This window comes from Bacillus cereus group sp. N11 (genome assembly GCF_016483605.1).
GTDB classification, from domain to species: Bacteria; Bacillota; Bacilli; order Bacillales; family Bacillaceae_G; genus Bacillus_A; species Bacillus_A toyonensis.
In genome coordinates, this window is sequence record NZ_JAEHBN010000003.1 from 237792 (window position 1) to 260688 (window position 22897).

A 22897-nucleotide genomic window follows, 5' to 3' on the forward strand; every position below is an offset into this window, starting at 1 on the left:
TACTAAATCGAATTTGAATCTTCATTTAAAAACTTATCTCCTTCTAGAACTGGTTCGTATCCAATGACCTTTCGGCATTCATTTCTTGTTAATATACTCTTTTCGTATCCATCTATTGCATATTGCATATCACTCGCTCGATCATCTGTATCAATTTCATTTAATTGAAACTGCCAGTCCAATTCCCCTAATGTTCCTGTAAACTCTTTAAATAATTGTGTATTTAATCGATGTTCTAAAATTTGTTGACCCGGTTCAATAATTGATCTTTTATACATTTCATTCATTTCTTTTGCTGTCGTCTGCCCAAGTGATCCTGTCATAGCCCAACCAATTCTATATGGTGGCACCCGATGAGCTACACAAATTTCCATAGCATTATCTTGACGATATAAACGAAAGCTCGCTTCTTTGACATCAGGCCCTAATTTCTCTAAACGAGCTTTTGCTCCTTCAGGGACAGGAACAACTGCTAACTTATGATGTTCTCCTTTTGTTTCAACAGAGAAAAATGTTTTTAATTCTCTTTCAACTGAATCATCTATTTCATCAACACCCTCAACAAACAAAACAGCATCTGGAATTGTTTTACCAGTGAAATAATTAATATTGTAATCTCTTACAGCTTGTGATCCTACAATGGAACCAATAGAACTCACATAATCGGGAATACCATAATATGATGATCTAGAACCAAATTTACGAATTACAATAACTTCACCAGCTTTTTCTTCAGTGTCTAATAACGAGTTTTCATCTAAGCTATCACTAATTGTTTCTCCATCTACTAACCTAAAATCATATGGATAACTAAATCGTTTAAACCATCTCTCCTCATTATTTACAATTTGCGCAAATCGAATCTTATCTTTATGCGCACGTACCGTATGTGCTGGAATATGGTGAAGCTGCGCTGGTTCTCCTTTCAAGTTACGAACAACCTCTATAATTCCCCAACCTACAGTTTCATAATCCTCCCAAACTGCCCTAAGTATTTCGCTACTTGTCATTTCATTGTTGCAATATCTCATAAAACGTTTTAATTCTTTATATTGTTCTTGATTTGCCTCTGTCACTTCATCTAGAGGTGCAAAATCAAATCCCATACCAGCAATATCATTTACTTTTGCACTAATACATGCCGAGTGAATAGGGTTACTTTCTCTCAAATTTAATAATACTTGCATATCATATGGAGGCTTTACTAGTTCTTTATCACCGTACACTTGTGCAAATGGATCAATTGCCATTTGTTTACTTTGAAGTTCCTCCTTACGTAAAGTCATCTCACGACTCTGTAATTTAAGTACTTTCACATTCTTAATTGCTTTTTTCTCAACCATAAAACCTATGCCTCCTTTCATATACAAATCATTTATTCAATGTTTTTCATAAAAACTTTACCAATATAAAAAAGCTGAACATGTAATGTTCAGCTAAACTCTTTTTATTTTTCCACCCATTACTTTTTTTTGCTTAGTAAAAAAGTATTCTAAGGCTTGTGACGTTGTATCTACTTGATCATTATGTTTACCAGATGGGAAAGAAGCTAATTCATCTACATAATCATATACCCAAGATTGTATTTTAGGATTAGGTATATATACATTTCCAGATTGAAATTCAGGGGATATTGCCTCAGCACGTGTTTCTTTTGAACCCTGTGGATTTATAGGAATGATTCCACTTATTTCATTCTTTAATGAACTAATAATGGCAGGGCCATTTGCTTTTTTTTCAACTAATTTCGGAATGGACTTTTTAAACCCAGAATTCCGAAGAATCGACTCATATTTATGATGAAAAACAACAAATGCTTTCTTTGTTTCTAGGAAATTCATTTGCGCCCTCACTTGATCAATTAAATATTTGTCTCCACCTACTTTTCCCCAAATCTGTCCAACCACAAATGAACTTTTATTTGTAGTGTTATCAAAAGCCATATCCCAGGAAGTAATAATTTGATCAAATTGTTCCCAATTTGGTAATACATCATAATATTGAAACCAGTTCCTTTTAAAAATATTCCCTATATCACTTGATGGTTTTTGTTGCCATAAAGATAACCATGAGCGTGCAGAGGAAAACTTCTTTTTATCTTCATAATAATTTTGGCCATAATGTTCAACCCATAAGCCTCTTCCTATTATTCTGTTTAATGGATCATCCTTTGACTCTGCTATAGCAGGAATTGATAACACAGTCCATTTCTCCTGTTCTTTCTCTAACAATCTACCAGCTAAATCGTCCTCATGCCATCGCGTCAAAATTAGAATTACCTTTGCACCTTTTTGTAAACGTGTAGATAGAGTATCTTCCCATTCATCCCATAGTCGATTTCGGTATGTAATTGATTCGGCCTCTTGGCGATTTTTAATAGGGTCATCAATAATTAATAAATCTGCTCCTTCCCCTGTAATCGAACCACCAACTCCTACAGACAACATTCCACCAGAGTGGTTATGTAGTGCCCAATCTGTTACTGAACCTTGTCGCTCATCAATTCTAATGTTAAATATTTCTTTACCAAACTCTTCAATCTTAGCACGATTTCTTCTACCAAACTTTTCAGCTAAACTTGATGCATAAGATACCTCTATAACTCTCTTATTTGGATACTTTCCTAAATACCAACTTGGCAATGTTTCTGTTATAGACTGTGATTTTGAATGCCTAGGTGGCATAAACACCATTAATCTATTAGTCGATAATTTCTCTTCAATTAAATCTTGGCAAATCTTTGTTATTAATTTTGTGTGTTTTGCATGTTTATAGAATCCCTTATGTGTATACTGAACATAGAAAGGGGTAGTTCACTTTTGCCAATTCTTTAAATGTATTTTCATCTATTAACTTATGCACATTCATCCGTGTCATGATTGTAATTCTCCTCCTTGAACTTTTTCAAATAATTTCATAGCTAAATCAAGCATTTCCTCATCACACCCAATTTTCATGGCCATTTTATTATGCTCTACTTTCATTTCTCCTGAATGATTTACGTTTGCTTGCAATTGATCTTTCCTTCCCCATTTAGTTGGGAATTTTCTTTCTAATCTCCATGCTGCCGCTTTCCAATTAGATTTTGCATGCTCCCCGATTGTCTCAACGTCTCTCGCCTCACTAAATGCTAATGCCTGATCAATTTCCATGACTAACTTCACATAAATTTTATCTTTTCTCGGTACTACTTCACCTGTCTTTTCACTCGTTTCAATTGCTCTACGCCCTTGTTTTAACCAAACATAAACTATACTTCTACTAATTCCAACTAACGCACATGCGGTTTCAATATAATTCCCTACTTTAATATATTGGGTCAACCTATTTATCAGCTCATCATTCAATTTCATTGGTCGTGCCACTAGCAGTCCCTCCCGTTTTAGCTCATCATTTGTACTTCTTTTTCTAAACACTCAATACATATTGTTGTTATATTGTCGTCAACTACCTCACGAATAAACATTTGTTCACAATACTGAATTGTGATTGGAAATTTCAAAACCCACAAACATTTTTCAAGGCAAATTGAACATATTGGCATTGTATCTATATCTTGTTCTAACATCTAATCGCATCCTTCTGTAGTTTTTCATGTACTACTGCCTATTTTGTAGTAAATAAAAAGATGCCGTCATTTTTAAAATCTCTCATTTAATTTATAGATATCCTTTGGGTCACTCATTCTTTTTGCTAGTATCCATTCTTCATTTTTTATATTTCATTTAAACTTATTTTATTACTCTCTATTTATAGGTGGCACTATGGTGACAAGAATGTGTTTGTAAATAAGAAAAAGCCTTAACTACTTTCGCAGAAAAGACTTTTTCTTACTTGTTTAGCAATTTTTATTTCAGATCTATATAGAATCGTTTTAATTGTGCTTCTTGAAACATTCAAATATTTAGCAATTTTCTCTTGTGTAATGCCTCTTCCTCTTGACATAATATATATTTCTCTTTCATATTTTGTCAAAGTAGAGAGCGCATCTTCTAGTTTTATTCTTTCCCATTCTGAAATGACACTTTCTTTGTTTTCATCATCCCATTCATATGTTGTATCAGTACTACGAAAATATCTTTGCATTAACAAGGAATCATATGATTTTTCTCGTTGGTAAGCAGCTCTACGTTCTATTCCCCGGCGATTACCCGGCATCTTTGCATTCTTCATCCACTCCAAAGCATATGTGACATCACTAATCATACTCGTTAATATTTTAATTTCTTCTTCTTTTGCACTTATTTTGGCACGCTCTAACTTACATAATGTTTCCTTATATTGGATAATTAAATCTCGCATATACTATTCCCACCCTTATAACAAAGCAAAATTGTTAAAAATAGAGACCATCTAAATCTACATTTAATTTCCATTTATTTTTTCTCACCAAAAACTAAAATTATTTTTAAAAAATCTTCCTTAATACTATTTATCATTGCTACTTTGTACTTATATGATATATGTATATAACGATTCGTTTTTATCTCTTTTTCATCATTTTTTTACATAAAAATAACCACCTGCTTGTTTACACAGGTGGTTATAATCCATATTAAAAACTTATTCATTATTAGTAATCTTTACACTCCTCAACCTCAATCCCTAATGCATATGCATAGTTGTAAAAAGCAGTATTTCTTTTTCTATAATAATCTCCCTCGGATAAATTCAACTCTTTCATAACCTCATATCTATTAACTCGATTCTTTAACAAATATTTTTGAATAATTATTCTATCACTTTCAATATCTAGCTTTTCTAACCCTTTGTTCATCGCAATAATATAATTGATCCGCTCTTCTTTCGCATTTTCTTTTAATATATTTTCTTTTGAGAGTATCGTTTCGTTAAGATAATTACACTTCATAAATAATCTGTATTTCTTTATAGCTTTCAGTACATTTTCTTTTGTAGCTTCTTTATTTAATACTGGTAATTCTATATTTAACATGTTAAGCCCCTTTCTTATCATTTATCCTTAACCATAATTTAAATTTCATATATTAATTTGCTTCTAAGGCTTACATTCTTTATGTATTATTTCATATATTGTATTGCTAACATTTATTTTCTTATCCTTATGATTTTTGATTAATTTTATTAACTCATCACTATTTAATTCGTACAATTGTTTATCCTTATATTTGTAAATTCCATTTTCAATAAGTTGATTAATTAAAAATAACTTCATCTTGCTACACCACCATATCTTCAACGAAAAATTGAATCTCAATATCTTTTGAATTATAATAACAAATTGCGCCCCCATTAATTGGAACACATCCTACTACAATTTGAGATTCACTTCCACTTTTTACAATAGCCACTTTATACAATTTATTATCTCTTTCAACTACATCACCGAGTCTAAACTCATCTATTTTACGCCCTTTGATAGCGAATAATTTTGCCCGTTCAAATAATAATTTTTCACTTTTTTCAGCTTTCCTAATTTTTAATTTCGTACGCTTTTCAAAATGACCATAATTATTAGAGAACTCCTCTCCATTAATCCAGAACCAACTACCATGCTTTATTTCTTTTTCATTTTCTTTACAATATTCAGCGATAAATTTTTCACTATTTTCATTTTCAATATACAATAGTTCTCCTTTTCGAATAGTTTCTCTACAATCTATAAATTCGTTCTCAAAAAAGAAATTAATTTGTTGATAGCTTTCTTTTTTACCTAAATAATCAGCAATTACTCTTTCACCTTCTATTTTCCAACACATCGGTGTCTCTTGTACTGTTGTAATCCAATTTGTTTTCATTCGTTTAATTGCTTCAAATCCTTTATATGTTCTCATTTTCAAGATGCCTCCATTTAATTATTTAAAACATATTAAATAAACTTAAAAACTACTTTCAATGTACATACGTGTAATTTCTGATCAAATGCTCTTTCCATTCCTCATATTCTTTCTTAACTTCCGAATCACTTCACTTACTCGCTAATTAAAAGAACCAATTCATACAGTACAAATTTCTTGAACAATATGTTTTTATCTGAATATATATTTCCTACACCATATATATTCTTTTCTTAAAAAGGTAATTTTCTCTTACGCTTATCTCTTGTTTTTTTAAATTCCATGTGTCGATATGTATTAAACATACGAGATGTAACTCTTTCATCGTACGCTTTTATAATTGCCTCACCTGTTAAATTCGTTGTGATAATTGTTTTTTTCCCTTGGCGTCCATCAAATAGTTTAAATAACACACGATTTACAAATGCTGTTGCTTTTAAATCATTAATATCCATATCCCCTAGCTCTGCTCCTAGATCATCAATGACTAATAAATCCATAGAAATTAGCATATTTGTTATGCTATGCTCTGTTTCACATGATTGCGTATTAAATGTCGAACGTATGTAATCAAAGAGTTCTGAACTTGTAACATACATAACTTTATTCGAACTTTGTTCATTCATTTCATGCGCTATAGAGTATGCAATATGACTTTTTCCAGCTCCAACTTTACCCACGAGAATCAAATTAAATCGAATATCATTTAAATAGTCTGTAAGAGCCTTTTTAGCTAAAATTAAATTGTTTTCATCCTCTTCACACTCTGATATAAATGTCGAAAATCTAGCTAATTTAATAGTTTCATCTTTAATAAGACTATGATCGTAAAATATACTTTTACGTTTTCTTTCCTCTTTTTCATAACGAAAAACATTCATTTCTTTTTCTAACCTTCTATTTTCTTCTTCTAAACGACATACTGGACAAATCGTTTCACCCTGAATCTCCATCAATCTTACCATTCGCTTTCTCTCTTGCTTACATATCAGACATGTATCAGAAAGGAAGTTCATTCTCTTCGAAAGACTTTGTACTATATCTGTTACCTTTGTTAAAGCCATTTGATTTCACCATCTTTCTCTGTTGCAAATATCCCTCAAATTTAGTTCCAAATAAGGTTTCTGGTCTTAAATATTTTGCTTGTTCTGTATAAAGCCATTCTTTCGCCTTCGTCTCAATAACTTCTTTAAATTCATTTATATTAAATCCCTCTTGTAGTCTAGATTTAATTAACATTTGCGTCTTTTTAGTTGAAATACGATAACTTGTATTACATACACTGTTGAGATAATTAATTATCTCTACTATATCTTTTTGAGTGGTATTCTCTGTGTTAATCTTTTGTGTAGTCTCTGGTATTGGTTGAGACATATTATCATTTTCCATCATGACAATATGTTCTTTTCGTTGAGACAATTTGTCACAATCGTTATCTATTTCTAATTCAACTAGTCTGTTATAATTTATTGAATACCATTTTGTTTTATCAAACTTTAATTTGTTATAGTTACCACTTATCAATAAGTTAAACTCTTCAAGATTTTTAACAATACGTTTCAACGTTCTTTCATTCCAAAACGGGAATTGTTTATGCCAATTTGTAATGCTATTATAGACCCAATAACGATCATCATAATAATGTTTCGAGCGCTTGAGCCAATAATGTATTTGTTGAAGAAAAATTGCCTCGTTCAACCCAATCTTACTTGCTAATCGAGGTAATACTAATAGTGGCTCATCCTGTATTAGCAAACTACTCATTTTATCTTCCTCCATAATTTTTTCTTAAAATCAATATATTAAACTTCTTATATATTAAAGGTTTGATTCTCCAAAACTTTTAAATTTCCCAACCTATTAATATTTGTATAGCCTGATTAGCTTGCTTCCTTGTAAGATCACTCAGTGATTGAATTTTAAGTTTTTCTTTTAATTTATTTTTGATTTTTTCTTTTGATATTACTCCATCATCTTTCAATGCTATTATATGCATTTTGGCATAAATCATTTTTAACTGTTTATTCGAAAGTTTTTCCGATTCAAAACAACTAGTATTACTAAATTCTTCATTTTCATTAGTACTCTTGCTGACATATCCTGGTTTTTTTGTCACTTTAAAAACCATGTTTAATCCTCCTCCCTACAATAGACTTTCCTATAAGATTTGTTTTTTAAGACAATAGTCTTTCTTTTCTTACACCTCATTCTCTGTTAGCCAATTTAATAAAAATGCCTTCGTTTCTTTAGCCGTAAAATACCATTTTCCGCCCACTTTAAATTTTTGAAAACGCTGATCAAAAAAAGAATTCTTTTTGAATAGTCTTTCACGACATGCACGTTCTTTTTTTTAATTCACTTGTATCCCAAAATACAAATTCTGCATCTACTTCTTTAAGCTATTCTTCTAATTTTTCTAAATATAATCTTCTGATCGCTCTTTCATCTACTTGAATATTTAGCATTCTATATTTCACATCAATTTTTATATACCAAATACACTTTAGCGTTTCATTTTTTGAATCTCTTTCCTTCTTTTCTAATTTAAAACCTATATATAAAGTAACTTTAATAGTAGGATTGTTAGATATTTTGTTTAAAATAACCCCAAAAACATCCTATAATCCAGATATAAATACGTGCATTTTTGTCACAAATTATTTAAAAAAAGATCTGGGAACAACTCTTCTATAGATTTCTCTAAATAGCACGATAACATATGTGCCTCTTTCAGAGTGAATTCACTTTTATTATGTTCTTTTGCCCAATATGTACGTGGAGAAACATTAAGAAAATCAGCAACTTCTTCAATAGTTTTTCTCTTTAATTTTCTTTCTAAAAATATCATCTTGTGCATTTTTGTCACCTCTTTTCAAATTCAAATATAGTACTACGTGACAAAACAGTCAAGTATTTTTTTACCAAATAACGAAGAAAGTTGCATTTTTGTCACACCAATTATATAATCAATCAAGACGGAGGTGACAAAAAGTCATGAAATCATTCGGTTTAAAATTATCTCAATTGATGAAGAAAAATAATATGACAGACGAACAATTAGCTGAATTATTATCTGTTAGTAGAACTACTGTTTTACGGTGGAGAAATGGTGAAAGAAGCCCTAAAATGTCAAAAATATCACAAATCGCTAAGATGTTAAATGTCCCTGCAACCTACTTTATTGATGAAAATGAATCCTATTGTCCTGAAGATCACATAATTACCAAACGGGAGATTCCCATTTATGGTACAATCTCAGCTGGTAAACCAATTGAAGCAATAGAAAATGTAATTGGTGATATACAGGTACCTGATATCATTTTAGATAAATACGGATTTGAAAAACTATTAGCACTTCGTATAAACGGAGACAGCATGAATAGAATTGTACATGATGGACATATAGCTGTACTTGAGAGGACAACAAATATAAATAATGGCGACATAGCCGCTGTACTCATCAACGGATATGACGCCACTTTAAAAAGAATTTACAAAACCAATAATAGAATTATACTTGAACCAGATTCTTTTAATCCTAGTATACATCCATTAATGTTTGATTGTACAGATATAGAAAATTGTCCAGAAATAAAAGTAGTTGGAAAATACATTTGGAGTTGTGCACCAATTCAATAATATTCCATCAATGAATTAAGTTATTTTTTAATAAATTTTTAAAGCAAGGGGGCTTTCTCCCCTTCTTTTTTTATAGGAGGAATTTATCTTGGCTAGTTTCAGGAAATTAGGAGATTTTTAGGAATTCCTGGTAATATTTAAAGACCCTTATACTCAAAAATACAAATGCTCCTGAACTTGTTAAAATAAAACTCATTATATATAGAATCACATCTAATTAACCTTAATCCAGATATAGTCATCCTCATATTTAACATTTAATTTTAATCGAATCCCCTTCATATAAACCTCTAATTGCTTTATAAGATCTTCATCATCAGGGGTATCATATCTATATCCAAATATAACTTAAATATATTTCCCTTCGTTAACTCAAACTCCCATTTTAGAAAGTTATGTAGCATATTTTCTTTATTCATATAATTGTTTGCTTCCATATAATCTAGTAATTCATATAAATTATAGTATATTAAGCTACTTGGTCTAAGACCTTCACATCTTGGGCAAAATTCTCTATATCTATCTTGTAATTGCATAATCATTTCTGTTCCACATTGATTGCAGTTATACATATAGCAACCTCCTCTACTAAATAACTCAATTTCTATCCCTTATTTCCTATCCTTGAAATTATAAATTATACTATTTTATTTAACAAATATTCCCCTTATTCAACTTAAAGTATAATTTATTCTCCAAGTTAATTTCTATCTTGTTTTGTGGTTTTAATCCGAATATCAATACCCTTTTTGAGGTTTAGTTTTATGTGATGTATAATTATCTAAAAATCTAGGGAGTTATATATGGTTAATATAAAAATAATAGCTGAGGTTTTTAGGATAGGGTTACAAATTGGTTTATTTTCAAAAACTGAAGTAATTGAGTGGGCTGATCATACAATTGAAACATTAGATAGTCCTTCTAATGAAATTATAGAAGTTTCTTTATCCAGTAACGATAAGTTAGTTGATATTGTATCTAAATTAAAAAACATAAAAGGAACGTATGATAAAAAATTACCCGTAAAAATTATTCTCGGACTGTTATGGGAGAAATTTATGATAAATGAAGAAAATGTATTGAAAATACAACCATTTATATCTAATTTGGTACATTATAATTGCTGTGAGGGATTCGATTATGAAGATGAACAGCTGTATAATTTTAATGAAGAAATTAATTTAGCCGCAGATAATATATATGGGGATCTAGAAGATATTAGCCAAGAAATAAAAAGATTTTTATCTATTTATAGAGATTTTAGTATGTATTTTCATTTACCTTATGGTGGGCTGGATGATGAATAAAAACAACAGGTCTCAAAGACTCTTAAAACTTCTTGAAGCAAATAGAAAAAAGCATAAACCTACTCATGGTGCTTTATATGATGAATGCGTCTGCGTGTTAGGTGCTGAAACTAAAGAATTATCTCCTGAAAGAGGATCAGAAATATACAAATTATTAAATGACTCTTACCCTTTTGAATGGTGGGGACGAATCAGTTGGGATAAGGTTTCCCTTAAACATGCCATTGACTCCATGGATCAAATATCTCATCTTATCCCATTGGAAAGTAAAGTCTATATCCTATGGAGTACTGGACCTACTCCTGTTCTCTATACAAATTTAAACGATATATTACATAATATTGACGATGTAACGGCGGTTGGTAGCGACACTTATCTTTTTTGTCCCAATAATTTTGTTATAGAATTTTACCATGAAGGTGAAATCATGATTGGTTTTGGAAAAGACCGTATTTAACAGCCAACATACAAAGGAATTTTTTTGTTTCTAGATATATTGATGCTGATATTGATGTGTTATGTAAACTTAATATGAATACCTTATGCAATCAAAATACCTTTCATCATCTATATTCTTGATGTAGCACACTCTGGATAAAAGGTAGAGGGAGATAGACAATGAAAGAAATCATTAAAGGGATTGTTTCTACAAGTAAAAGATAAAAAGTTCAAGTTATCAAACGAAATGATGGTTTTTACACTACAGAAGTTTTTGCGTGGTTTGAGGATTACGGATATGAGTATTGGGCTCCTATTAAGCAGGGGTTATCGTTAATTGATAAAGAAAAACATGCCATATCTATAGCAATGGAACACTTAAAAGTGTATTCAGGTGAGAGTGATTAGTGGGGATCAACCGAGGTTTATTTACTTTATCAAGGTTTACTTTAGTAAATAAAAGGCTAGTTAGCTCTTATAATGGACTAACTAGCCTTTTATTATTTTTTCCTTTTCACATATGTTTCTCATACAATTTTCGTTCAAAGAATTCGATAAATCCTTCTAGATTTTGTCTTTCTAAAACCGTTATGAAAATATACACGAAATTACTATATTAACTTTAATACAAGCCTCTGAAAGGAGCCACTTATTTTACAAGGTACTGTTCTACTTCTTTTATTAATAGTTCTGCACCTTCTGGACTTAATGTTATCTTACCGTTTGCTAATGATATGTTACGATTTGATACCTCTCCTGTTAATGCACAAACACCACCGGGCTGATATTTCTGTAAAACAATGTCTTCACCTTCTACAAAGATCTCTAATGGTGCTTTTTCTTTAATACCCAGCGTATTTCTAAGTTCCTTTGGAATTACCACACGCCCTAAATCATCTACTTTTCTAGTCACTCCGGTTGCTTTCATCTAGCATCTTTCCCCATTTCATTATCAATTGTACCAAAGTTATTCTTTACTATTGTAACAAGCTTTTGCCTTATATGAAAATTCATTTACATTTGCAAAAGAACAAGTGGAACAAATAGAAAATTATTGGCATGAAAACAGGCTGAAGAATCAAAATAAAGCAATGCGCCAGCTCGTAGAGAAAGAATTTATGCCTTAAATAATGAGTACCCTTTTATTTTCCCTAAAAACCCTAAAAAACGCATGTAAAGCCTGTATTCATCTTTACATGCGTTTTTATAATAAATAAGACCTATTGTATTAATCCCTTCACCAAAACGCAATATAAACCGATTTGGAAAGCCGTTTTCAAATCAAACCTCTTTTTTATACGATTCTTCCTTATTTACCGCTTCCCAGCGATTTTTCTGTCTTATATAATTTAATATTAGGAGTTTTTAAAATGAATAAACAAAGTGCATCATCAGCGCTCGACAACCCTAGATTGTAAAGATGTTCTATCTTCCTTTGTGTATTGCATTTCTAAGATTTCCATTGCCCTTTACCCCTTTATACTTTATTTATACCAATACCCATTACTTCACCTTTTCTAAAACCATAAAGAACGTACTATCCGGTAGCGCAACTGCATTCCCAGACTCATCTTTAAACTCAATTTTCTCGCTAAGATGACTAGTATATCCATCCTGCAAATAGTTCATAGCTTGAACAATGTTTACTTTATCCCCAAAGATACCCTTTACAAAATCCTTATAGTCGTTTGGCGTAAATATTCCAAACTGCTCCTGTACCTCATGAACGAAGGAATCCTCGCCCCAGGTATACGTATATAAGAACTCCATCGCATCGTTAACAGGCATTTTGACTGTATTGTCTGCAAGTACCTCATATTGGATTATACGACCCTTAAATTCATGGACATACTGCTCTAAGAACTTCATTCCGCCGGCATCTTTAAAACGAATCACACGCATTAACTTTTTATCTTCGGTCATGATGCCATCACGAATGATAATACGACCTCCCTGCTTTAACACCTCGTAGGCACTCTGCAGCCCCTTTTTAATTACTTCATGATTGAATTTCTTACCTTCATACTCGATATAAGAGAATAGTTCATGAAGGATAGAAGAATATACAATCGTATCAACCGATTCTTTATCAAACGAGCTGCTTAAGTTGATTGCATCCCCTTTAATGACGTCCCAAGAACGACCCTCGGTCTGCTTCTTCTTTTTCAACGTTTCAATCACGTTTTCAGAAATATCGATACCGTAGATTCGTTTATCCTCGGTCTCTTCTTCGATCATGTCTAGCATGACACCACCACCGGCTCCGACATCTACAACCGTATCTCCCTTTATATAATCAAGAATAATTCGTTTATCATCCGCCGAACTATTCATATGCTCCAGATACAATTCTTCGTTATGGAATCTATCATACGCGTCCTTACGTAACCCGAAGAAATCAAACAGCAGCACGTTTGCCCGAGCATGCATCATATCTACCTTTTCCGCCTCTACACAGAAGGTAATTAACGCCTCACCTACAGCAGAAAACTGAAACGACACATACGCAGTCTTCATATCTTCATCGACTTTAACCTCAAAGGAAACATGTGTTGTATCCGGCTTCTCGTTCTCACGGTACTCCCGTAGATACTTCTCAATAACCCGTTTACGATACAAGTTGTCCTTCTTCTCGCCTTTGAAATCATAGTGCAACTGCTGCATCAATTTCTCGAAATGAATATGCTGAACCTTTCCAGTGCCTATTTTGTTCTTTAACATAATAAAAACTGTCCAGATATCCTCGAAGCTAAGAGCATGCATAGACGGTTCTACATACCATAAATCCTTATCAGATAAGAAGGTTTGAACGCCACTCTTCTCGCTCCCCATAATTATATCTTTTTCAAATGCTGACTCCTTATGTTTTGGCGTGAGTCTATGTATGCGAGAAGTAAATGGCTCCACATAGCCATCAAATAGCCCATCAATTGTAATCTTCACATCGTTCTTTACTTCACTCCACAAGGATTTTGATACGCCCTCAATAATACATTGGTTAAGATAGTATAGAATCTCCTTTAACCTAACGTCTCCGTATTCTTCTTTATATGTGTTAATCAAATCAACATGAGAATCTAAACGAGCCTCCCCGCGGATATACTGCCCGATTAATCCATGTGTTCTAATTAAATCTCGAACAAACAAATACTCAGTAGAATTTAAGTTTGTCTCTATACGTTCGATAAACTGAATATCACTAAAGATATCCGCAGAACCTTCGTTATGTACCAATAGGTTAATCCCGTTTTTCTTCCATTGCTCCCGCTGTTTTAAAGAGCCTACCTTTGCAAGCTCACTATACGTTAATACCTGTTCAATAATGCGATACGCTTCTTCATCTAAAGACAATCCCTCTAACACTTGCAGCGTACGGTGTACATAGTACAACACCGCATCTGTTTTTAATGCACCAAGTACCTGTACATTCTCATAGTTTTGATGTATCTCCTCTGCCTCGATTAGATGCTTTAACCACGTAGGGAGAGCATCAGAAAACCCTTCAATGTATGTATTTAGAACTTCAATGCTTTTCAACTTATTTACCCCCATATATAATCAATATCCTCGTATTATCCTAACGCCCGTAACACATTAAGTCTATTCTCTGTTAGCTTTACCGCACCTTTTTTGCAATCCTCACACCCTGTACTTTGCAATTAACCGTTTATTAAGCAGCGATTGTACTGTTTGTTGGGACCCCATAGCTCAGCAGGGAGAGCCACCAGAGTCATACAACTACTTTCAAAACAGTTTATAACTTATAAAAATCCATCTCATTATTTCTTATTTCAGACCTTAATTTTTAAACTTTAAGCATAAAACTCCTACGGTTGGAAGATCGGCCGGGGCCCACTTTAACTCCAATAAATTATTAGCATGAACCCATATCAACTCGGCATGCTCAAGTGCTTTAGGTATACCGGACTCTATGTATGCCTTATAAGTAGCAAGATGAACTATAATATTCTCATATTCATGATCCACTTCTTCTATTTTTTCACCAACAGCAATTAAACACCCTAGTTCTTCTTTAATCTCACGCACCAATGCATCTTGCGGCATTTCCCCTTCATTAATTTTCCCACCTGGAAATTCCCAATAGTTTGGTAATGACATTTTAGGAGAACGTAATGCACATAGGATCTCATTTTTCTCATTAAAAATGACAGCTCCAACAACCGATACTTTCTTCTTCATGAATCTTCACTTCTTTCACATCTTATTTAATACTTATACTCTCTACTTCTCTTCTTCTTGTTTATACCACTTTATCTTTTTCACTAATTTGGTAACATCTTCATGTAGGTTTAAAATATGCAACTTTCGATGACAGTTTGCGCATATTCCAACAGTGTTATAAATTGTATCTTTCCCGCCTTCTGATAGTCATTCCACATGATGTACTTCCTAAGTATGGAGTCCCTTTTTTATCTTGGAAAGGAGCATGCTATTTACATAACTCCCATTTATCTTGCGCACATCTTTTAGCTAGCTCAGCTACATACTCATTACTTTGATATACGGTATATTTTGTAAAGCACCTATTATAACCATGAAATACTACCTTTGTAGCTCGATCCTTTAATTTATTTTAACTTACTACTCCCAACAATTTTTTATCTACTTAAGCCTGAAATTCAATCTCTCTATGCCATTTCATATATTGACGCTGCATTTCATTCATTTGGATCTGTAACTTATCATGTATATTCAAGAAGATTTTTAAAGCTTCGTCTAAACTGTTCGAAATTAAAATTCTCCCGTCGTCTCCAAAACTAATAAAACCTTTATCAAATAACGCATCATGGTTAGGACAAAGTAGTAGTCCATTGTTTATATCTAACCTTTCCCTATGATTAGATTGGCTCCAAGGTTTAATATGACTTGCTATTAGAAAACGTTTATCAGAGACTCCACATAGTTTACATTTCTCTTCATTCTTCAACAAATTCTTTTTAAAAATGGATTGTCCAATTCTAGATTTTATAACTTGTTCTTTTTCAGTTTGATCTAATACATACGACAAAACCTTCTCTATTTCTTCCAGAATAGTTTCTTCATCACTACTTCCTATGTTTGATAGCTTGTTCCAAGTATCCCTATTTTTTTCTTTAACTATTGTTAATAAATAATCAGCAAGTTCTAGAGTTACTCTAAATAGGTAACCAGTATTACCACGCCCAATCTTATTAAATGGAGCGTATTTTTCACCCTGTAGCTTTAATATGTTTTCTATAAAATCTTTATATATAATAGGAATCTCCAAATCATGGTATTCCACATTTACAATCCATCCTTCTTTTTCCCAGAGCTCAGTCTGTTCCAGTCCAATTGGCTTATCATGAACCTTATAATCTTCTTTTGCAACCAAAATTGATACTAGCCTTCCTTTAAAACTATTAAAAATGATGTCACCTTTTCTTATCATTTTCATATCTGTCCAGTGATGAAATGTTTGTCCCTTGTTATTTTTTTGTGGCGCCCAGAGAAATCCTCCCTCCCTCTCTTCCTTATAACTTTTATTTTGAAATACAAGAAAATAATTCATTTTTCTACTCCCCATATATTAGATTGGAAACTTATCTTATTAATATTTAAGTAACTGTTTATATTCAAATAAAATATTATCAAATCTAGTACTCTTTTTCACATGAAACATCTAAATTATTCCTTATTGCTTTTTATGGTACTTCATCTCATGCATAAAATAATTTAAATCACCTTGTCATAGAAAATAAAATAACGAAGTAGCAAATTTGAAATTAGGACCGAGTGAAGCAATTGCTGTGAATGGGAATGTAGATTCTTTTGAAGTTACCAATAACAAAGTGCATGATAACAACATTGGTATTGTTCTTATTGGACATGAAGGAGTATCTCCAGTAGCTGCTTTAGATCAAGCACGGAATGGAATTGTTCGTAATAATATCGTTCATCACAATTCATTTTTCAATAATACTAGTTATAATGAATATTCAGCTGATGGTATTTACGTAGATGGTGGGAAGGAAATTATCATTAAGCAAATCAAAGCTATGAAAACGACCTGGGCATTGAAGTAGCTAGCGAACATGCAGGAAAGAGCGCAAGCCAAATTACTGTTAGGGACAATACAATATCCAATAATATAATGAGTGGAATTGCAATTGGTGGATACGACAGTAAACAAGGATATGCTGAAAATAATACAATTACAAATAATATTATTTTTAAAAATGACACAAAAGATCAAGAGAATAGCCAAATCGAATTAAATTATGATATTCGAAACAATGTGATTACCAATAACCACATCTATGCAAGTAATAGCCGTATTTTTATTAGCAATAATTTTAATAAAAACACAGGAAACAAACTTGATTACAATCATTACTATGGTGAATTCGATCAAAATAATGGTTTGTGGCAATGAAAAAAAATATATATAAAGGATTTTCATCTTATCAAGCAAGTATGAATCCAGAAAAAAATGAACAACATAGTGTATTTACCAAATTATCCATTCATTCAAAGTAAATTTAAAATAACATAAATCTACTAAAATACCTTATCTTCACCCAGTACCTCTCCCCTATAAGACAGAAATTATATATAAGCCAAAAGCAAATGAGTAATTATGTAACTGGCGAGTCTTATCCTCCAGTAGACAAAACATTCGAGTTAGCAAAAATAACCGATTGTAGAGTCTATGATTTATACGAGGTACAAGAAAAAGACCCCGCTGATTAATTACTTGCAGGGTTTAGCACGTATTGAGGTAACGGATGTCCCTCAATGGATTCCATATACATTTCAGCCAATCTTGATCCATCGATTAGCTGTACATTCAGTTCTTCAGCATAGTGCTTTGCATTTTTTGAAAAACCACCTGTTGATACTACATAACCGCCTTTTGCCCCTTTTTTCGCGATGTTACTATGCACCAGTGCAATTGCTTTATAGGACATGTCGCTACACAAACACTTCACCTGACCCAGATATAATTCACCGTTTACCGTATGTTCAAAGTCTACACCATAATCACCTGTAGCTACCGTTACTAATGCAGAACCACCATAATACTTTTCAATTACATCCGCAACAAAAGCTTCAAATTCCAACGGTGTTTGACGTATAAATACTGATGAGCACTTTTCATTTTCCAATGGCTTCATAAATCGATAATAGAGCCCCATTGCTAAAGTACGTTTAAACTCTTCATCTTTGTTAAAACGCGTGATGAGCTGGTATAAATGGTGGTCCTTTCTTCTTTTGTAGACATACCATGAAATGTAAAGTACTCCTGCCATGATTAGAAAAGTATATAACATAGACACACCTCCATAGAGATAGTGTTTCTTACAAAAGTTACTTTTATTAATAAACTTTATGTAAAATCCCCTTTCAATATCTGATATACTAAATCTTGAATTTACAGTACATAGGGGGATAAAAATGGCAAAGTCAGCAAATGAGAAAGAAGAAAAAAAACGCCGAGGGTGCGGATGCTTTGGGTGTTTAGGCATTATTATTTTATTAATTATTTTAATAGGTTCTTGTGCTAAAGGTTCAGATGATGATAAAACCGAAAAAGCTACTACTGTTACTAAGCAAGAGGAAGCAAAAAAAGCAACGGAAGTAAAAGAAGAAGAGAAAAAGAAAGAAGAAACTGAGCAAAAAAAACAGCAAGGACTTCAGAAGCAACAAGAAGAACAAAAGAAACAAGAAGCTGAACAAAAAAGACAACAAGAACTTCAGAAGCAAAAAGAAGAACAGCAAAAACAACAAGAGTTAAAGAAACAACAAGAGCAACAAAATCAAATTAAACAAAACGAAGCAACTCCTCAGCCAAAAACTAATCAAGCATCAGAACAGAATGGTACTTGTAATATTAAAGGTAATAAAAATAGTAAAGGCGAGAAGATTTATCATATGCCTGGTCAACAGTTTTATGATAAAACGAATGCTGAAGAAATGTTTTGTTCAGCAGCTGAAGCACAAGCTGCAGGATATAGAGCCTCAAAAAGATAGCACTAAAAAAACCGTCTCTATTTGAGATGGTTTTTTCTATTCACTTCTTCCCTCCTCACTATCCACACAAACCCCATGTTACTGTCCAATCCTGACTCCCACTCTTCGCATAGCATGCACTAAAAAGAAGGTTCATGCTTATTGTCAAATCTCTTATACTTTTATTATTCTTTTCTTTATATGTGTTCATCTTCTCTATATTATTGGAATTCACTTGAATGAATAAACTAACAAACATTTCTTCCATTTTTCACCCCTTAAAACTATCAAAATATTTATAAGCATCCATTAATACCTTTTTTTAGTTTTTGGATTATCCCCTGCCTCAATCATTTCTCTATAGCTTACATTAAATTCATTATCTATATCAGTATTGTATACCTCAAGTCTTCTTTACTTTCTTTGCATATTATAAATTTTGGTATAAGGCAAACCAGAACTTGATGGTGAAAATTTTTCTTGAGCTTTCTTTTCGCTCTAATCGTATCACCCTTTATAGCCCATTCATTTTATATAGGATGATGCAATTGTATTTGATTATCAGCAGCTATATTTTTATTTCTTCGATCAGGATTTACAACTTATTTTGTGAACCCAAAATATATATAATATTGATTACTATGCTTTTCTACACTTCTCCATAATAAAAAGCCCATGAAAGTACATAAGCTTCTTAATCTTATATTTAATAATGTCTTAGTTATTAGTTCACATCAATAATCTCACTTAATTATTTTAGAATTTCTTTATGCATGCTCTTCTGAATCCCATATCTCTACAAATTCGAAACCTTTTAAATCACTTTCTAAAACTGCATTTCTAAATTCATCTGATACGAAAACAGAAGGAATATGTAATATTTCATTTAAGTAAACTTTAAATATTGTTTGGTTCTTAACCATATTAGGTAAGAATGCGTATTTTTTGAAATCTATTACTAAGCCAGATCGTAGTTTCTTTAGTATAGCTTTTTCATAGTCAATAGCGTCTATTGCATTTAAAACGCTAATTATATAATACACTTCTCCCTTCACATTATGAATTAGGGGAAGAAATTCTACATTATTACCAAGCATAGACTCTAAGAATTGTTTAGCTTTCTCACTAACCATTGGTGTACCAACTTCTCCCCAAAAATGAGGAAAATCACTTTGATTTCCTTCTTCTACACATTTAATACGTATTTTTCCCCATGAATGAGATGCTTTTACTGCCGAGTCAATTTTCCCTTCAAAGTACTTTTTAGAATCTTCTTCTAAACTCAATAGTTGAAAGGATTGATAACCATCAAATGAACTCTTTAATTCCCAAATTTTCATTTTTACTCTCCTTTGCTATTTTTCTAGTATAAATAAGGTTACTCTTTCTTCAGTTTATTTAATTTTAATTCAACATTTACAATGGCAAAACATATTATGTAACAGCAAATGAAGCCTATGTATATGTGAGGTAGTAGGTAGCAAAAAAGCAGAACCTGATGAAAGCTGAGGTTCAGCTTTTTTATAATGTCTGTCAGCTTTTGAAAGTCAATTTAACTACATATTTGCTTCTGAATCCCATATCTCTACAAATTCAAAACCTTTTAAATCACTTTCTAAAACTGCATTTCTAAATTCATCTGATACCAAAATATAGTTCGGGTGAATCTTTCCATTTATATACAATTTAAAAACCATTTCATTTTGAACAACACTAGGAATAAATACAAATTTTTCACAGCCTATTATTAAACCTGAACTTAATTTTTCAAATATTGTATTATTAATATCAAGTGCATCTAATACACGTAAAACGTGAATAGCATAGTATTTTTCGTTTGCTGCTTTGTGAATTAGTGGTAAAAATTCAACATTATTTCCTACTAAAGATTCTAATACTGACTTAGCTTTCTCACTAATTATTTGTAAACCCGATTTCCCCCAAAAAATAGGACAATCACTTTGATATCCTTCATCTACAATCTCAATAAATTTAGCTGTCCATGAATCTAATAAACTTACTGAAGAATTAAAATCGTTTTTAAAATATTTCTTGTCCTCTTCATAATTTAATAATTGAAAAGTTTGATAATCATTGGTTGAACTTTTTAATTGCCAAATTTTCATATGTAAATTCTCCTTTACAATTTGTTAACTGCTATAAAATTATTCTTTTGGTTCATTTAATCTTATCTTACCTTCTAATAAATCTTGTCTTATTTTGTGCAAAACTTCAGCTACATCAGCTTATGTACCACCCATTTCTATAACACTATTTAGTCTTTCTGTTACCTCTCTTATATACTCTTTAGAATGGCTACCTATATGTAAGACTTCAGTAGTCACATATTCATTCACTTTATACGGTAAAAATACCCCGTTGGAAGCAGAATCATGATGTATCTCAATCTCTTTTAATAATTCCTGTGCTTCCACTGCCCTGCTATCATTCCAAGGTACAATGTGATGTGCTGCATTAGAATATGGGGGCGGTTCAATCCCTGCAGCCTTAAGTTCTTCACGTAATACTTTGGATGCTGTATACGAATCGGGATAATCATTTTTTACATTTACTCTATCAAGAACTTTATCTGCATAACCCTTTATTACTTCTTATACATCTTTACCCCTACTTCTTCCACCAGTTTGGGTAAACATAAATGTTTCACGAGATTTGCGTAAAACTTCAGATGTTTTTATTTGATTGCTTCCAAATCCACTTGCACCTGCAAACACCAAGCGATCTGTCAGTAGCAATTTATTTGTGAAAGAAGAGATTCCTGTAGAGAATTTTACACCTTTTGCTAATGTAGTTACTTTACTTATTCCTTTATCACCAATGAGTCCAAGCCCAATTTGTGTAACAGCATAACTTCCCCATTTATTACATCATTAATAAATGAATCTGAAAATGCATTATACATAGTACTAAGTGTATCAATAAGATGAAACGCAGCATTCCCCATGTTTTCCCACGTTTTCAGATCCTTCTTTGGTATCTTCAACCGCTTCCCATGCACCAAATTCTGTGGGATTATATAAAGTAAAAGTAGACCGTGAAGCAAAAACCGCGCTTTCTTCATTTTCCCCTAGGGATTGGGATAGAGTACAGGTACTTAATTCTATCAAAGAAGCATACAATAATAAGATTCAAGTCGATACAGTTAGATATGTAGGACAAACATCTCACGGATTTAAAGTAGAAATGATTATAAAAAATAATGAGATAATAACCGCATATCCTATTTATACAAGGAGGTAAAATATGAAATATACATACGAATTTTATCGTGATAGACTTGGCGGATTGAGAATACGTTTGCCAAAGGAGATTTCTATAATTTCTCATTTTTTAGAAGATATTTTAGATGATGAAGCAGATGAGTATATACAGATTTTGGATAATGTAGTTGACCAAACAGTTCCGCAATATGAAATAGAAGGGAACGTAGCAGCAGTCTACATTGAACCTAATTATACCAGTGCTATTAACTTCTTTATGAGTGCCCCAAATAACCAATGTAAAATTGAGACCTCTGAATTTAGAAAACTACTTGTGTTGTGGAGAGATACAGTGGTAGCAGAGGGGAAAGATATAGAAGTATAAAAGAAAACCGCCTGAAATGATATGTACTCGAATAGTAGTACATAAAAAAATACAAATAACAATAAATTAAATCTCGTTAAAACAAAAAGGAGATGTCCT

26 protein-coding genes and 4 pseudogenes are annotated in these 22897 nt (G+C 32.1%); 8 read left to right on the top strand and 22 right to left on the bottom strand.

What is annotated here, in order from left to right; genetic code table 11:
• Nucleotides 1-2: 2 nt before the first annotated feature.
• The 12 genes from JDS98_RS07130 to JDS98_RS07185 all read right to left on the bottom strand — a co-directional run bounded on the left by JDS98_RS07130 (nt 3) and on the right by JDS98_RS07185 (nt 8673).
• Complete coding sequence (locus JDS98_RS07130) at nt 3-1343, bottom strand: phage portal protein (protein WP_000229506.1); 1341 nt, start codon at nt 1341-1343, stop codon at nt 3-5.
• Between the two features lie 93 nt (nt 1344-1436).
• A complete protein-coding gene (terL, locus tag JDS98_RS07135) occupies nt 1437-2684 on the bottom strand; it encodes a phage terminase large subunit (protein WP_242480966.1) in 1248 nt (415 codons plus the stop codon).
• Between the two features lie 189 nt (nt 2685-2873).
• Complete coding sequence (locus JDS98_RS07140; protein WP_000113634.1) at nt 2874-3365, bottom strand: hypothetical protein; 492 nt, start codon at nt 3363-3365, stop codon at nt 2874-2876.
• Nucleotides 3366-3382: 17 nt separating this feature from the next.
• The gene (locus tag JDS98_RS07145; protein WP_000892958.1) at nt 3383-3568 is read right to left on the bottom strand and encodes a hypothetical protein; all 186 of its coding nucleotides are present in this window, start codon (nt 3566-3568) and stop codon (nt 3383-3385) included.
• Nucleotides 3569-3801: 233 nt separating this feature from the next.
• A complete protein-coding gene (locus JDS98_RS07150; protein ID WP_098139208.1) occupies nt 3802-4302 on the bottom strand; it encodes a sigma-70 family RNA polymerase sigma factor in 501 nt (166 codons plus the stop codon).
• Nucleotides 4303-4573: 271 nt separating this feature from the next.
• Entirely contained in the window at nt 4574-4954 is a 381-nt protein-coding gene (locus JDS98_RS07155; RefSeq protein ID WP_000931948.1) for an ArpU family phage packaging/lysis transcriptional regulator, read from the bottom strand.
• 63 nt (nt 4955-5017) lie between these two features.
• On the bottom strand, nt 5018-5194 hold the full coding sequence (locus JDS98_RS07160) for a Fur-regulated basic protein FbpA (RefSeq protein WP_000765290.1): 177 nt from the start codon (nt 5192-5194) through the stop codon (nt 5018-5020).
• A gap of 4 nt (nt 5195-5198) precedes the next feature.
• Entirely contained in the window at nt 5199-5813 is a 615-nt protein-coding gene (locus JDS98_RS07165; protein WP_001261481.1) for a hypothetical protein, read from the bottom strand.
• 236 nt (nt 5814-6049) lie between these two features.
• On the bottom strand, nt 6050-6832 hold the full coding sequence (locus tag JDS98_RS07170; protein ID WP_175282544.1) for an ATP-binding protein: 783 nt from the start codon (nt 6830-6832) through the stop codon (nt 6050-6052).
• A complete protein-coding gene (locus JDS98_RS07175) occupies nt 6816-7580 on the bottom strand; it encodes a conserved phage C-terminal domain-containing protein (RefSeq protein WP_000096621.1) in 765 nt (254 codons plus the stop codon). Before JDS98_RS07175 ends, JDS98_RS07170 begins: the two co-directional genes overlap by 17 nt.
• 79 nt (nt 7581-7659) lie before the next feature.
• Nucleotides 7660-7944: a hypothetical protein gene (locus JDS98_RS07180; RefSeq protein ID WP_097879319.1), complete on the bottom strand. Its 285-nt coding sequence runs from the start codon at nt 7942-7944 to the stop codon at nt 7660-7662.
• Between the two features lie 522 nt (nt 7945-8466).
• On the bottom strand, nt 8467-8673 hold the full coding sequence (locus JDS98_RS07185) for a helix-turn-helix transcriptional regulator (protein ID WP_000549412.1): 207 nt from the start codon (nt 8671-8673) through the stop codon (nt 8467-8469).
• 137 nt (nt 8674-8810) lie between these two features.
• Here JDS98_RS07185 and JDS98_RS07190 point away from each other — a divergent pair, with 137 nt between their 5' ends.
• Complete coding sequence (locus JDS98_RS07190) at nt 8811-9455, top strand: LexA family protein (RefSeq protein WP_098711370.1); 645 nt, start codon at nt 8811-8813, stop codon at nt 9453-9455.
• 213 nt (nt 9456-9668) lie between these two features.
• Here JDS98_RS07190 and JDS98_RS30155 read toward each other — a convergent pair.
• Nucleotides 9669-10027 (bottom strand): annotated as a pseudogene (locus tag JDS98_RS30155) (hypothetical protein).
• 231 nt (nt 10028-10258) lie between these two features.
• Here JDS98_RS30155 and JDS98_RS07195 point away from each other — a divergent pair.
• From JDS98_RS07195 to JDS98_RS30700, 3 genes and pseudogenes are all read left to right on the top strand, one after another.
• Nucleotides 10259-10762, top strand: coding sequence for a hypothetical protein (locus tag JDS98_RS07195; RefSeq protein ID WP_097879321.1), 504 nt, complete (start codon nt 10259-10261; stop codon nt 10760-10762).
• Nucleotides 10752-11219 (top strand): CDI toxin immunity protein, encoded by a 468-nt coding sequence (locus tag JDS98_RS07200; protein WP_097896527.1) that lies wholly within the window; start codon nt 10752-10754, stop codon nt 11217-11219. The genes JDS98_RS07195 and JDS98_RS07200 overlap by 11 nt, the downstream gene beginning before the upstream one ends.
• A gap of 161 nt (nt 11220-11380) precedes the next feature.
• A pseudogene (locus JDS98_RS30700) lies at nt 11381-11608 on the top strand (hypothetical protein).
• Nucleotides 11609-11849: 241 nt separating this feature from the next.
• Here the strand turns inward: JDS98_RS30700 and JDS98_RS07205 are convergent.
• The 5 genes from JDS98_RS07205 to JDS98_RS07220 all read right to left on the bottom strand — a co-directional run bounded on the left by JDS98_RS07205 (nt 11850) and on the right by JDS98_RS07220 (nt 16751).
• A complete protein-coding gene (locus tag JDS98_RS07205; protein ID WP_000648337.1) occupies nt 11850-12128 on the bottom strand; it encodes an AbrB/MazE/SpoVT family DNA-binding domain-containing protein in 279 nt (92 codons plus the stop codon).
• A 575-nt stretch (nt 12129-12703) separates the two neighbouring features.
• Entirely contained in the window at nt 12704-14752 is a 2049-nt protein-coding gene (locus JDS98_RS07210; RefSeq protein WP_199633715.1) for a class I SAM-dependent methyltransferase, read from the bottom strand.
• 246 nt (nt 14753-14998) lie between these two features.
• Entirely contained in the window at nt 14999-15400 is a 402-nt protein-coding gene (locus JDS98_RS07215) for a (deoxy)nucleoside triphosphate pyrophosphohydrolase (RefSeq protein WP_000731050.1), read from the bottom strand.
• Nucleotides 15401-15442: 42 nt separating this feature from the next.
• Nucleotides 15443-15565: a hypothetical protein gene (locus JDS98_RS30705; RefSeq protein WP_306475155.1), complete on the bottom strand. Its 123-nt coding sequence runs from the start codon at nt 15563-15565 to the stop codon at nt 15443-15445.
• 262 nt (nt 15566-15827) lie between these two features.
• Nucleotides 15828-16751, bottom strand: coding sequence for an HNH endonuclease (locus tag JDS98_RS07220; RefSeq protein ID WP_307838282.1), 924 nt, complete (start codon nt 16749-16751; stop codon nt 15828-15830).
• Between the two features lie 125 nt (nt 16752-16876).
• On the opposite strand from JDS98_RS07220, the pseudogene JDS98_RS07225 reads away from it, so the two are divergent.
• Nucleotides 16877-17730: pseudogene (locus JDS98_RS07225) on the top strand (right-handed parallel beta-helix repeat-containing protein); the annotation flags it as partial.
• 198 nt (nt 17731-17928) lie between these two features.
• Here the strand turns inward: JDS98_RS07225 and JDS98_RS07230 are convergent.
• Nucleotides 17929-18513: a restriction endonuclease gene (locus tag JDS98_RS07230; RefSeq protein WP_000967386.1), complete on the bottom strand. Its 585-nt coding sequence runs from the start codon at nt 18511-18513 to the stop codon at nt 17929-17931.
• Between the two features lie 124 nt (nt 18514-18637).
• Here JDS98_RS07230 and JDS98_RS07235 point away from each other — a divergent pair, with 124 nt between their 5' ends.
• Nucleotides 18638-19213 (top strand): sunset domain-containing protein, encoded by a 576-nt coding sequence (locus tag JDS98_RS07235; RefSeq protein WP_199633716.1) that lies wholly within the window; start codon nt 18638-18640, stop codon nt 19211-19213.
• A 746-nt stretch (nt 19214-19959) separates the two neighbouring features.
• On the opposite strand, the gene JDS98_RS07240 is transcribed toward JDS98_RS07235, so the two are convergent.
• The 3 genes and pseudogenes from JDS98_RS07240 to JDS98_RS30455 form a co-directional block, all read right to left on the bottom strand.
• Nucleotides 19960-20532, bottom strand: a complete 573-nt coding sequence (locus JDS98_RS07240; RefSeq protein ID WP_199633717.1) for an imm11 family protein — start codon at nt 20530-20532, stop codon at nt 19960-19962.
• A gap of 216 nt (nt 20533-20748) precedes the next feature.
• On the bottom strand, nt 20749-21318 hold the full coding sequence (locus JDS98_RS07245) for an imm11 family protein (RefSeq protein WP_061531650.1): 570 nt from the start codon (nt 21316-21318) through the stop codon (nt 20749-20751).
• 39 nt (nt 21319-21357) lie between these two features.
• Nucleotides 21358-22172 (bottom strand): annotated as a pseudogene (locus JDS98_RS30455) (AHH domain-containing protein); the annotation flags it as partial.
• Between the two features lie 47 nt (nt 22173-22219).
• Between JDS98_RS30455 and JDS98_RS07255 the strand changes: the two are divergent.
• Together JDS98_RS07255 and JDS98_RS07260 are read left to right on the top strand one after the other, a co-directional pair.
• A complete protein-coding gene (locus JDS98_RS07255) occupies nt 22220-22453 on the top strand; it encodes an EndoU domain-containing protein (RefSeq protein ID WP_307838283.1) in 234 nt (77 codons plus the stop codon).
• 3 nt (nt 22454-22456) lie between these two features.
• Nucleotides 22457-22798 (top strand): hypothetical protein, encoded by a 342-nt coding sequence (locus JDS98_RS07260; RefSeq protein ID WP_061531651.1) that lies wholly within the window; start codon nt 22457-22459, stop codon nt 22796-22798.
• The last annotated feature ends 99 nt before the right edge of the window (nt 22799-22897 follow it).